We start from the raw sequence: 12,423 nt of genomic DNA, 5'->3' as shown, positions 1-12,423 counted from the left end.
CGCGCTCGAGGACTGGATCAAGAACTGGAACGAGCAAGCCCGGCCCTTCAAGTGGACCAAGACCGCAGACCAGATCATCGACCGCATCTGCCGCTACTGCGACAGGATCTCCGGACCGGGACACTAGCCCACCTCCAGCTCCAGGATCCGGTCGTCGCCGCCCTTCGCGTCGCCCCGGCCGTCGGTGTTGCTGGTGACCAGCCACAGCTTGTCGCCGCCCGCCGGTGCCACCGTGCGCAGCCGGCCGTACTCGTCCTCCAGGAACGCCTGCGGGTCGGCCGAGGTCTCCGTGCCCTTCAGCGGGATCCGCCACAGCCGCTCGCCGCGCAGCCCCGCCATCCACACCGAGCCCGCCGCGTACGCGATGCCGCTGGGGGAGGCCTCGTCGGTGCTCCACTGGGTCACCGGGTCGTGGAACCCGGAGCCGCCGCCCTCGCCCTCCGCCTCCGGCCAGCCGTAGTTGTCGCCCGGCTTGATCGCGTTCAGCTCGTCCCAGGTGTCCTGGCCGAACTCCGAGGCGAACAGGCGCTGCTTGCCGTCCCAGGCCAGCCCCTGCACGTTCCGGTGGCCGTAGGAGTACAGCGGGGAGTCGGGGAAGGGGTTGCCGGGCGCCGGTTCGCCGTCCGGCGTCATCCGGAGGATCTTGCCGCCGAGGGAGTCCTTGTCCTGCGACAGCCCGGTGTCACCGCTCTCGCCGGTGCCCGCGTAGAGCATCCTGTCGGGGCCGAACGCGATCCGGCCGCCGTTGTGGATCACGCCCTTGGGAATGCCCCGGAAGACCGTGTCGGGCGCCCCCAGCTGCTCACCGGCCGGCTTCTTCTCGTCGTACAGCATGCGCACGATGCGGTTGTCCGAGGCGGAGGTGTAGTACGCGTAGATCATGTGGTCCGAGGCGTAGTCGGGGGAGAGCGCGATGCCCAGGAGGCCGCCCTCGCCCGACGCGGAGACCCCGGGCACCTCGCCCAGCTCCGTCTTGTCGCCGTTCTTCTCGGAGACGCGGGTGACCGTGGCGTCGTCGCGGGAGGAGACCAGCAGGTCGCCGCCCGGCAGCGGGGCCAGTCCCCAGGGGCTGTCCAGTCCCGTGGTGAGCGTACGGAGCACCTTCACGGAGCCCTTCGCCGGCGGCGTCTCCTCGGCGGCCGGTCCGGACGGCGAGGCCTGCGCGGTCGTGGTCGCGGAGGAGGCGCTGCCGTCCGTGTCCGACGGGTCCCCGTCGGACGAGGAGCAGCCGGCCGTCAGCAGGAGGGCGGTGGCGGCCAACACGGCCGACACGGCTCGACGTTGCACGATCATGGTCCCTTCGACGCGGCGGGTTCTTCCCTGTCATACACCGCACGGGCCCTCCAAGTTCCCGATCGCCGCAACCCGAACCCGGGCGGGCCCCCGCCGGTCAGTCCCAGGAGCCCAGCGCCGCCGGCAGCCCCCGCACCTCCGCCAGGTCCCGCTCGGTCAGCCGCAGCTCGGCCGCCCCCGTGTTCTCGCCCACCCACCGCTCCCGCTTGGTGCCCGGCACCGGCACCACGTGCGGTCCCTGAGCCAGCACCCACGCCAGCGCCACCTGCGCCGGGGTGACGTCGTCGCCGTGCCGGGCCGCGATCCGCCGCAGGCCGGCCACGATCGGCTGGTTGGCGGCCATCATCTCGGCGGTGAAGCGGGGATGCCGGGCGCGCAGGTCCTCCGGCTCGAAGCCCTGCCCGGGTGTCAGCGTGCCGGTCAGATAGCCGTTGCCCAGCGGCATCGCGGCGAGGAAGCCCACGCCGCGCGAGACGCACCACGGCAGCAGCGTGCGCAGCGCCTCCGGCGACCACACCGACAGCTCGGCCTGCACCGCGCTCACCGGGAAGACCTGCTGCACCCGCTCCAGCTGCCTGATCGTCGCGTCGTGCAGCCGTGCCCCCGGCCGTCGGGCCGATCGCGCGCCGACCGCGCAGAGCCCGAGCGCCCGCACCTTCCCCGCCCGCACCAGGTCGGCCATCGCGCCCCAGGTCTCCTCGACCGGTATCTCGGGGTCGGCCCGGTGCAGTTGGTAGAGGTCGATGACGTCCGTCTGGAGCCGGCGCAGCGAGGCGTCGCAGGCCCGTCGCACATAGCCGGGGCGGCCGTTGGCCACGATGTGCTGCTCACCCACGAGGAGCCCGACCTTGGTCGACACGAAGGCGTCGGAGCGCCGCTCCCGCAACACCCGCCCCAGCAGCAGCTCGTTGGTGAACGGGCCGTACATGTCCGCCGTGTCCAGCAGCGTGGCGCCCAGGTCGAGGGCCCGGTGCACCGCCCTGACCGACTCGTCGCCCCGCTGCCGCGACGTGCTGTACGCCCAGCTCATCGGCATGCATCCCAGTCCGACGGCCCCCACCGCGAGCGCCGTCGCGCCGATCGTCCTGCGCTCCACCTGGTCGTGACCCTCCCTCGTCAGGCCACCCAACCTAACCTCTGCCCCTCCGCCTCCCTGACATAGCCTCCTGACCATGACTGCTGACGTGTGGCTGCCCATCCCGCCGGACGAGATCGAGGGCCTCCCCGAGGGCCCCGTGTACCGCCACTGGAACGGCGAGGAGACCTTCCCCGCCGACCCGGCCGACTGCGCGTACTACGTCGTCCCCTACATGAAGCCCAGCGGGATCGGGACCCGCCCGCTGCCCGGCATGCGCTCCGTCCAGGTCGTCCAGACCCTCTCCGCGGGCATCGACCACGTGGAGCCCGGCCTCCGGCACCTGCCCCCGGGCGTCCGGCTGTGCAACGCCCGCGGGGTGCACGAGGCCAGCACCGCGGAGCTGACCCTCGCCCTGATCCTGGCGTCGCTGCGCGGCATCCCGGACTTCGTGCGGGCCCAGGACCGGGGCGAGTGGCTCGGCGGGTTCCGGCCGGCGCTCGCCGACCGGAAGGTGATCGTCGTCGGGTACGGGTCGATCGGCGCCGCGATCGAGGACCGGCTCGTGCCCTTCGAGGTCGCGCCGGTCGTGCGCGTCGCGCGCTCCGCACGCACCACGGCGCGCGGTCCGGTGCATCCACTCACCGAACTGCCCGCCCTGCTCCCGGAGGCCGACGTCGTCATCCTCTCCACGCCGCTCACCGAGACCACCCGCGGGCTCGTCGACGCGGAGTTCCTGGCCCGGATGAAGGACGGCGCCCTGCTCGTCAACGTCGCGCGCGGGCCGGTCGTCGACACGAAGGCGTTGCTCGCCGAACTGGAGAGCGGACGCCTCACCGCCGCCCTCGACGTGACCGACCCCGAACCGCTGCCGCCGGGCCACCCGCTGTGGCATGCTCCCGGCATAGTCATCAGCCCGCACGCCGGCGGGCCGACCTCCGCCTTCCTGCCGCGCGCCAAGCGGCTGCTGGTGGACCAGTTGAACCGTTTCGTGAACCGGGAACCACTGCGCAACGTGATCCTGACGACGGGCGCGTAATCCGGTTCGGGCACCCTCCGCAATCCCCCGGATGCGGTGGGTGCGCGCATATCCGCTGGTCGTCACGGAGCGTAGAGAACCTATGTCCCTGAGTGACGATCCTGGTGTATCGTCCGACAGGGGATGCGCCGCGCACCGTTCGGCGCCGGGGATGGACATCTCAGACTGTGAGGGGGGCGACGGGCGATGCACGGCCTATGGACGAACGACCCGACGCGGCGGAGCCGCCGCCGGCGACCCTGGCGCACGACCACGACCGCGCGCAGACGGAGCCGGCACAGCCATCCCGCCCAGTGCGGCCCTCACCGCCGCCGGCCGGGCGGCCGCGGGCGGCCCCGGTGAGCCCGCCGCCCGCGCCCACGCTGGACGGAGCGCTGCGCGCACAGCCGGCCCCGGGACCGCTGCTGCCCCGGCCCTCGGCCGCCTCCCGCGGCCCCACCTTCGTCCGCCAGCTCGTGCTGGCCCTGGTCTGCGCGGTCTACGCCGTCGGGTCCGCGCTCGGCTGGGGTTCGGAGTACGCCGCCAAGATCATGGGCGACTTCGGGCTGAGCGCCGCCGCGGGCGCCGCCGCCGTCTCCTGCTTCCTCTACGCCCGCGGACGGCGCGTCCGCTTCCGGCCGGCGTGGCTGCTCTTCGCGCTCTCCTCGGCCATGGCGTCCCTGGGCAACCTGGTCTGGGGGTGGTACGAGGTCGTCCTGCGGGTGCCCGTGCCCAGTCCCAGCTACGCCGATCTGTTCTTCCTGTGCTTCGCGCCGCCCGCGATCGTGGGGCTGCTGGTCCTGGCCAAGCGGCCGGTCACCAAGGCCGGCTGGATCTGCCTGGGCCTGGACGCCTGGTTGATCGGCGGCTCGCTGCTGACGCTGGCCTGGAGCCTCGCGCTCGCCCAGGCGGCCAAGGCCGAGGGCGGGTCCAGCGTGGCGCACTCCGCGCTCTCGGTGGCGTACCCGCTGCTCGACATCGCGCTGGTCAGCATGGTGCTGGCGCTGCACTTCAGGCGCTCGCCCGTCTGCCGTTCGGCCGTCAACACCGCCATCGGCGCGCTCGCCCTGACGGTGATGTGCGACGCCCTCTTCACCTCGCCGCTGTTCCACAACAGCTACCGCTCCGGCCAGTTGCTGGACGCGGGCTGGTTCGCCGGCTCCCTGCTGCTCGCCTACGCCCCCTGGGCCGCGACCCGGCGCGGACGGGCCCCCGACACGGAGGGCACCGGGCACACCCGCGTGGTCCGCGAGCACGTGCCCGGACAGCGCGGCTCCGGCCCGCAGGCGCCACCGCCCGCGCCCGTACCGGGCGGTGAGCGGGGGCGCTATCCGACCGCCCGGCCCATCGCCGGGTCCCTGGCCGCGCTCACTCCCTACCTCGCCGCCGCGGTCTGCACCCTGGGCATCCTCTACAACGTGCTCAACGGCCGCAGCGTCGACCGCGTGGTGCTGCTGACCGGCGGCACCGTGGTGCTCGCACTCGTCGTCCGGCAGGGCATCATGCTGCTCGACAACATCGTCCTCACCCAGGAACTGGCCCAGAAGGAGAACCACTTCCGCTCCCTGGTGCAGGGCTCCAGCGACGTCATCATGATCGCCGCGCCCTCCGGCATCCTCCGCTACGTCTCCCCGGCCGCCGCCGGTGTCTACGGCCGCCCCGCGGAGGAGCTGGTCGGCAGCGAACTGGCCGGGCTCATCCACCCCGAGGACCTCGGCTGCGTGATGCACGAGGTGCGCCGCTTCCTCGCCGCCAGCCCCGTCGAGGAACCGACCGCACGCATCGAGTGCCGCTTCCGCTCCGGGGACGGCGGGTGGCTCAACGTCGAGTCCACCGTCAACCGCCACCACGGCGGCCTCATCTTCAACAGCCGGGACGTCACCGAGCGCGTGCGCCTCCAGGCCCAGCTCCAGCACAACGCCGAACACGACCCGCTCACCGACCTGCCCAACCGCGCCCTGTTCACCCGGCGCGTCCAGCAGGCGCTCTCGGGCCGGCGTGCCATGGACCGGGGCGCCGCACTGCGGGGCACCGCGGTGCTCTTCATCGACCTCGACGGCTTCAAGGGCGTCAACGACACCATCGGCCACCAGGCCGGGGACGAACTGCTCGTACAGGCCGCCCGCAGGCTCCACGAGGCCGTCCGCAAGGGGGACACCGCCGCCAGACTGGGCGGCGACGAGTTCGCGGCCCTGATCGTCGGGGACGGGGCCCGGGACCGGGCCGCCCGCGAGGGCCACATCCGGGAACTCGCCGACCGTCTGCGGATGACCCTCTCCCAGCCCTACCTCATCGACGGCAACGATGTCCGTGTCAACGCCTCCATCGGCGTAGCCTTCGCCGAACCGGGCCTCGGCGCGGGTGAGTTGCTGCGCAACGCCGACCTCGCCATGTACCGGGCCAAGGCGAGCGGCAAGGGCCGCGTCGAGCTGTACCGGCCGCAGATGCAGCAGGACGTCGTGCGCAAGGCCGAGCTGGCCACCCGCCTGCGGGTCGCGCTGCACGACGGTGAGTTCGCGCTGCTGCACCAGCCCGTGGTCTCCCTGACGGACGGCCGGATCACGTCGGTCTGTGCCCAGGCGCGCTGGCGCTCCTCGCAGGGCGTGCTGTTCACCCCCGCCGAGTTCCTGCGGGTCGCCGAGGACGCCGACAAGACCGCCGAGCTGGACCGCTGGGTGCTCCAGGAGGCCGTCGAGCAGGCCGCCGAACGCGCGGCGACCGGACTGCCGGTCACCGTGGCCGTACGCATCGGGGCCCGCCGCCTGCTGGACCGCTCGATGCCGCTGGGTTCCGTGGAGGCGCAGCTGACCCGGCACGGACTCCCGCCGGGCTCCCTCCTGATCGAGCTGTCGGACATCGACCCACGGGTCGGCCTGGACGAGCTGGAGCGCCGGCTGAACGCGCTGCGCAGGGTGGGTGTCCGGATCGCGCTGGACGGCTTCGGCAGCGGCTACGCGGCGATCACCGCGCTGCGACGCCTGCCCGTGGACGTGCTCAAGCTCGACCGCGGGCTGATCGAGGGCGTCGTGGAGTCGGCGCGGCTGCACAAGATCACCAGTGGCCTGCTGCGCATCGCCACCGACCTCGGCCTGAAGTCCGTGGCCGACGGGGTGGACCTGCCCGAGCAGATCGTCGCCCTGCGGGCGATGGGCTGCACGCACGGACAGGGCATGGCGTTCTCCGGGCCGCTGGACGAGTACCGGCTGCGCAGGGCGCTGGGCACCGGCCGCTATCCCGTGCCGCACGGACCGGCCGAACCGGCCTTCGCGGGCGGCGCCAAGGGGGTGTACGGCAAGAGCGTGGGCACCACCGCCACCGGCCAGGTTCCCGGCGGTCACCCGTCGGGACTGCCGGCCGTCCTCGGTGGTGGTACGGCACTGCGCTCACATAATGAGACTCCCGTCCCACCCACTTGACAGTGGGTGCGCGCCGGGGGGAGGGTCAGTGCCATGCGCACCCGAATTCTCGTACTTGGAAAGCGCGTCGGCTGAAGCTGGTGATGTCCGGACCACCCGGACTCCCGGCGACCCACACCCGACGCGCTCCCCTCGCTTGCCTTATGGCACGAGGGGTTTTTTGTTGCACAGGCACCCGCCGAGCAGCAGCCGCAGACCGCACGAAACCTCGCAAAAACCCTCAGCATCGAGAAGAGAATGCCGATGACCGAGCAGGCCACCGGGGCCCATCACCCGCAGCCGCGGCCCCGTTCCGGAGGACAGCAGTCCGCCCCCGAGTCCGTCACGGGTGCGAAGTCCCTCATCCGCTCGCTTGAGGAGGTCGGGGTCGACACCGTATTCGGCATTCCCGGTGGCACGATCCTTCCCGCCTACGACCCGATGATGGACTCCAGCCGGGTGCGCCACGTGCTCGTCCGTCACGAGCAGGGCGCGGGCCACGCGGCCACCGGCTACGCGCAGGCCACCGGCAAGGTCGGCGTCTGCATGGCGACCTCCGGTCCCGGTGCCACCAACCTGGTGACGCCGATCGCGGACGCCAACATGGACTCGGTGCCGCTGGTCGCGATCACCGGCCAGGTCGTCTCCAAGGCGATCGGCACGGACGCCTTCCAGGAGGCGGACATCGTCGGCATCACGATGCCGATCACCAAGCACAGCTTCCTGGTCACCAAGGCCGAGGACATCCCGAAGACGATCGCCGAGGCGTTCCACATCGCCTCGACCGGCCGTCCGGGACCGGTCCTCGTCGACATCCCGAAGGACGTGCTGCAGACGCGGACGACCTTCTCCTGGCCGCCGGTCACCGACCTGCCCGGCTACCGCCCGGTCACCAAGCCGCACGCCAAGCAGATCCGCGAGGCCGCCAAGCTCATCTCCGCCGCCAAGCGCCCCGTGCTCTACGTCGGCGGCGGCGTCCTCAAGGCGCGGGCCACCGCCGAGCTGAAGGTCCTCGCCGAACTCACCGGAGCGCCCGTCACCACCACCCTGATGGCGCTCGGCGCGTTCCCCGACAGCCACCCGCTGCACGTGGGAATGCCGGGCATGCACGGTGCGGTCACCGCCGTCACCGCGCTGCAGAAGGCCGACCTGATCGTCGCCCTCGGAGCCCGCTTCGACGACCGCGTCACCGGCAAGCTGGACAGCTTCGCCCCGTACGCCAAGATCGTCCACGCCGACATCGACCCGGCCGAGATCGGCAAGAACCGCGCCGCCGACGTCCCGATCGTCGGCGACGCCCGCGAGGTCATCGCCGACCTCGTGCAGGCCGTCCAGAAGGAGCACGACGAGGGCAACAAGGGCGACTACACCGCCTGGTGGAAGGACCTGTCCCGCTGGCGCGACACCTACCCCCTCGGCTACGACCAGCCCGAGGACGGCTCGCTCTCCCCGCAGCAGGTCATCGAGCGCATCGGGCAGCTGGCGCCCGAGGGCACGATCTTCGCGGCCGGCGTCGGCCAGCACCAGATGTGGGCCGCGCACTTCGTCCAGTACGACAAGCCCGCCACCTGGCTGAACTCCGGCGGTGCCGGAACCATGGGGTACGCGGTCCCGGCCGCCATGGGCGCCAAGGCCGGCATGCCCGGCAACGCGGTCTGGGCGATCGACGGCGACGGCTGCTTCCAGATGACCAACCAGGAACTGACCACCTGCGCCCTGAACAACATCCCGATCAAGGTCGCCGTCATCAACAACGGCGCCCTCGGAATGGTCCGCCAGTGGCAGACCCTGTTCTACAACCAGCGGTACTCCAACACCGTGCTCCACTCCGGCCCCGAGGACGTCAACCCGGACGCCCGCGGCACCCGCGTCCCCGACTTCGTGAAGCTGTCGGAGGCCATGGGCTGCTACGCCATCCGCTGCGAGGACCCCGCCGACCTCGACAAGGTCATCGAAGAGGCGAACTCCATCAACGACCGGCCCGTCGTCGTGGACTTCATCGTCCACGAGGACGCGATGGTCTGGCCGATGGTCGCCGCCGGCACCTCCAACGACGAGATCATGGCCGCCCGGGACGTCCGCCCGGACTTCGGCGACAACGAAGACGACTGAGAGCCGTCAGGACTTCAAGCAGAGGAAGCAGACCATGTCCAAGCACACGCTCTCCGTCCTGGTGGAGAACACCCCCGGCGTCCTCGCCCGGATCACCGCCCTCTTCTCCCGCCGCGGCTTCAACATCGACTCGCTCGCCGTCGGCGTCACCGAGCACGCCGACATCTCCCGCATCACCATCGTGGTGAGCGTCGAGGACTTCCCGCTGGAGCAGGTGACGAAGCAGCTCAACAAGCTCGTCAACGTGCTCAAGATCGTCGAGCTGGAGCCCGCCCAGGCCGTCCAGCGTGAACTCGTTCTGGTGAAGGTGCGCTCCGACAACGAGACGCGCTCCCAGATCGTCGAGATCGTCCAGCTGTTCCGCGCCAAGACCGTCGACGTCTCCCCGGAGGCCGTCACCATCGAGGCCACCGGCAGCAGCGACAAGCTGTCCGCCATGCTCAGGATGCTGGAACCGTACGGCATCAAGGAACTCGTCCAGTCCGGCACGATCGCCATCGGCCGCGGCGCCCGTTCGATCACGGACCGCTCGCTGCGCGCACTCGACCGGTCCGCATAACGACGGCGACGGGCGGCCGGCGCGACGACCGGCCGCCCGTATGCCGAGACCCCGAAACTTCCCTTCCCCCCACCGGCATACGGTGGGACGCAACACCTGCACACAAGGAGAGAACCCAGTGGCCGAGCTGTTCTACGACGCCGACGCCGACCTGTCCATCATCCAGGGCCGCAAGGTCGCGGTCATCGGGTACGGCAGCCAGGGCCACGCCCACGCCCTGTCGCTGCGCGACTCCGGCGTCGACGTGCGCGTCGGTCTGCACGAGGGCTCGAAGTCCAAGGCCAAGGCCGAGGAGCAGGGCCTGCGCGTGGTGAGCCCGTCCGAGGCCGCCGCCGAGGGCGACGTCATCATGATCCTCGTCCCGGACCCGATCCAGGCCGAGGTCTACGAGAAGCACATCAAGGACAACCTGAAGGACGGCGACGCGCTGTTCTTCGGTCACGGCCTCAACATCCGCTACGGCTTCATCAAGCCCCCGGCCGGCGTGGACGTCTGCATGGTCGCCCCCAAGGGCCCGGGCCACCTGGTGCGCCGTCAGTACGAGGAGGGCCGCGGCGTTCCCTGCATCGCGGCCGTCGAGCAGGACGCCTCCGGCAACGCCTTCGCGCTGGCCCTGTCGTACGCGAAGGGCATCGGCGGCACCCGCGCCGGCGTCATCAAGACGACCTTCACCGAGGAGACCGAGACCGACCTCTTCGGCGAGCAGGCCGTCCTCTGCGGTGGCACGGCCGCGCTGGTGAAGGCGGGCTTCGAGACCCTGACCGAGGCCGGCTACCAGCCGGAGATCGCCTACTTCGAGTGCCTGCACGAGCTGAAGCTGATCGTGGACCTCATGTACGAGGGCGGCCTGGAGAAGATGCGCTGGTCGATCTCCGAGACCGCCGAGTGGGGCGACTACGTCACCGGCCCGCGGATCATCACCGACGCCACCAAGGCCGAGATGAAGAAGGTCCTCGCCGAGATCCAGGACGGCACCTTCGCCCAGCAGTGGATGGACGAGTACCACGGCGGTCTGAAGAAGTACAACGAGTACAAGAAGCAGGACTCCGAGCACCTGCTGGAGACCACCGGCAAGGAGCTGCGCAAGCTCATGAGCTGGGTCGACGAAGAGGCGTAGCCCTCACCCGCCGGGGGCCGGAGCGACGCCGCTCCGGCCCCTTCGGCGAACCCGGGGTAACGTCGGGTGCACGGCGTTGTCCACCCCGTCCACCCACGGACGGGTGATCCTTCCGCAGAGGCGCGGGACGACGTCCGCCACGCCACTAGACTGCTGAACACATACGCGTCAGGCCCACAGCGTCGTGCGTCTTCCACGCGGCTTAGCGACACCGAATGCGGCCGTCGGGACGGCCGTCCGCATTGGACTTGTGAGGACTCACGTGAGCTCGAAACCTGTCGTACTCATCGCCGAAGAGCTGTCGCCCGCGACCGTGGACGCGCTCGGCCCCGACTTCGAGATCCGCCAGTGCAACGGCGCGGACCGGGCCGAACTGCTCCCCGCCATCGCCGACGTGGACGCGATCCTGGTCCGCTCCGCCACCAAGGTCGACGCCGAGGCCATCGCCGCCGCCAAGAAGCTGAAGGTCGTCGCCCGGGCCGGGGTCGGCCTGGACAACGTCGACGTCTCCGCCGCCACCAAGGCCGGCGTGATGGTCGTCAACGCGCCGACGTCCAACATCGTGACCGCCGCCGAGCTGGCCTGCGGCCTGATCGTCGCCACCGCCCGCAACATCCCGCAGGCCAACGCCGCGCTGAAGAACGGCGAGTGGAAGCGCAGCAAGTACACCGGCGTCGAGCTGGCCGAGAAGACCCTCGGTGTCGTCGGCCTCGGCCGCATCGGCGCCCTCGTCGCGCAGCGCATGTCGGCCTTCGGCATGAAGGTCGTCGCCTACGACCCCTACGTGCAGCCCGCGCGGGCCGCGCAGATGGGCGTCAAGGTGCTGTCGCTGGACGAGCTGCTCGAGGTCTCCGACTTCATCACCGTCCACCTGCCCAAGACCCCCGAGACCCTCGGCCTGATCGGCGACGAGGCGCTGCGCAGGGTCAAGCCGAGCGTCCGCATCGTCAACGCCGCGCGTGGCGGCATCGTCGACGAGGCGGCGCTGTACTCGGCGCTCAAGGAGGGCCGCGTCGCCGGCGCCGGCCTGGACGTGTACGCCAAGGAGCCGTGCACGGACTCGCCGCTGTTCGAGTTCGACCAGGTGGTCGCCACCCCGCACCTCGGCGCCTCCACCGACGAGGCCCAGGAGAAGGCCGGCATCGCGGTCGCCAAGTCGGTGCGGCTCGCCCTCGCCGGTGAGCTGGTCCCGGACGCGGTCAACGTCCAGGGCGGTGTCATCGCCGAGGACGTCAAGCCGGGTCTGCCGCTCGCCGAGCGCCTCGGCCGGATCTTCACCGCGCTCGCCGGCGAGGTCGCCGTCCGCCTCGACGTCGAGGTCTACGGCGAGATCACCCAGCACGACGTGAAGGTGCTGGAGCTCTCCGCCCTCAAGGGTGTCTTCGAGGACGTCGTCGACGAGACGGTGTCGTACGTCAACGCCCCGCTCTTCGCGCAGGAGCGCGGCGTCGAGGTCCGGCTGACCACCAGCTCGGAGTCCCCGGAGCACCGCAACGTCGTCACGGTGCGCGGCACCCTCGCGGACGGCGAGGAGGTGTCGGTCTCCGGCACGCTGGCCGGCCCGAAGCACCTCCAGAAGATCGTCGCCGTCGGTGAGTACGACGTCGACCTCGCCCTCGCCGACCACATGGTCGTCCTGCGCTACGAGGACCGTCCCGGCGTCGTCGGCACCGTCGGCCGCGTCATCGGCGAGGCCGGCGTCAACATCGCCGGCATGCAGGTCGCCCGTGCGACGGTCGGCGGCGAGGCGCTGGCCGTGCTGACCGTCGACGACACGGTGCCCTCCGGGGTGCTGGCGGAGGTCGCGTCGGAGATCGGCGCGACGTCCGCCCGGTCGGTGAACCTGGTCTGAGC

The 12,423-nt window shown here is 71.3% G+C and carries 8 protein-coding genes; 6 read left to right on the top strand and 2 right to left on the bottom strand.

Annotation, left to right across the window (positions count from 1 at the left end):
• Window positions 1-123: 123 nt before the first annotated feature.
• Window positions 124-1,293 (bottom strand): sorbosone dehydrogenase family protein, encoded by a 1,170-nt coding sequence (locus DMH12_RS14640; protein ID WP_125492002.1) that lies wholly within the window; start codon window positions 1,291-1,293, stop codon window positions 124-126.
• Between the two features lie 97 nt (window positions 1,294-1,390).
• A complete protein-coding gene (locus DMH12_RS14635) occupies window positions 1,391-2,389 on the bottom strand; it encodes an aldo/keto reductase (RefSeq protein WP_125492001.1) in 999 nt (332 codons plus the stop codon).
• A 76-nt stretch (window positions 2,390-2,465) separates the two neighbouring features.
• On the opposite strand from DMH12_RS14635, the gene DMH12_RS14630 reads away from it, so the two are divergent.
• The 6 genes from DMH12_RS14630 (at window position 2,466) to serA (ending at window position 12,421) form a co-directional block, all read left to right on the top strand.
• A complete protein-coding gene (locus DMH12_RS14630; RefSeq protein ID WP_125492000.1) occupies window positions 2,466-3,407 on the top strand; it encodes a 2-hydroxyacid dehydrogenase in 942 nt (313 codons plus the stop codon).
• A gap of 338 nt (window positions 3,408-3,745) precedes the next feature.
• Complete coding sequence (locus DMH12_RS14625) at window positions 3,746-6,802, top strand: EAL domain-containing protein (RefSeq protein ID WP_185832320.1); 3,057 nt, start codon at window positions 3,746-3,748, stop codon at window positions 6,800-6,802.
• Between the two features lie 243 nt (window positions 6,803-7,045).
• Window positions 7,046-8,893, top strand: coding sequence for an acetolactate synthase large subunit (locus tag DMH12_RS14620; RefSeq protein ID WP_125491998.1), 1,848 nt, complete (start codon window positions 7,046-7,048; stop codon window positions 8,891-8,893).
• 34 nt (window positions 8,894-8,927) lie between these two features.
• Complete coding sequence (ilvN, locus tag DMH12_RS14615; protein WP_122617626.1) at window positions 8,928-9,452, top strand: acetolactate synthase small subunit; 525 nt, start codon at window positions 8,928-8,930, stop codon at window positions 9,450-9,452.
• Between the two features lie 118 nt (window positions 9,453-9,570).
• Window positions 9,571-10,569: a ketol-acid reductoisomerase gene (gene ilvC, locus DMH12_RS14610; RefSeq protein ID WP_125491997.1), complete on the top strand. Its 999-nt coding sequence runs from the start codon at window positions 9,571-9,573 to the stop codon at window positions 10,567-10,569.
• A gap of 262 nt (window positions 10,570-10,831) precedes the next feature.
• Entirely contained in the window at window positions 10,832-12,421 is a 1,590-nt protein-coding gene (gene serA, locus DMH12_RS14605; protein ID WP_125491996.1) for a phosphoglycerate dehydrogenase, read from the top strand.
• Window positions 12,422-12,423 lie beyond the last annotated feature (2 nt).

Source organism: Streptomyces sp. WAC 04229, assembly GCF_003947455.1.
Lineage (GTDB): Bacteria > Actinomycetota > Actinomycetes > Streptomycetales > Streptomycetaceae > Streptomyces.
This window is presented reverse-complemented; position numbering and strand designations above follow the sequence as displayed.

Coding starts and splice junctions, on each gene's coding strand:
- DMH12_RS14640 (WP_125492002.1), bottom strand. CDS start 1,293: ATGATCGTGCAACGTCGAGCCGTGTCGGCCGTGTTGGCCGCCACCGCC.
- DMH12_RS14630 (WP_125492000.1), top strand. CDS start 2,466: ATGACTGCTGACGTGTGGCTGCCCATCCCGCCGGACGAGATCGAGGGC.
- DMH12_RS14620 (WP_125491998.1), top strand. CDS start 7,046: ATGACCGAGCAGGCCACCGGGGCCCATCACCCGCAGCCGCGGCCCCGT.
- ilvN (WP_122617626.1), top strand. CDS start 8,928: ATGTCCAAGCACACGCTCTCCGTCCTGGTGGAGAACACCCCCGGCGTC.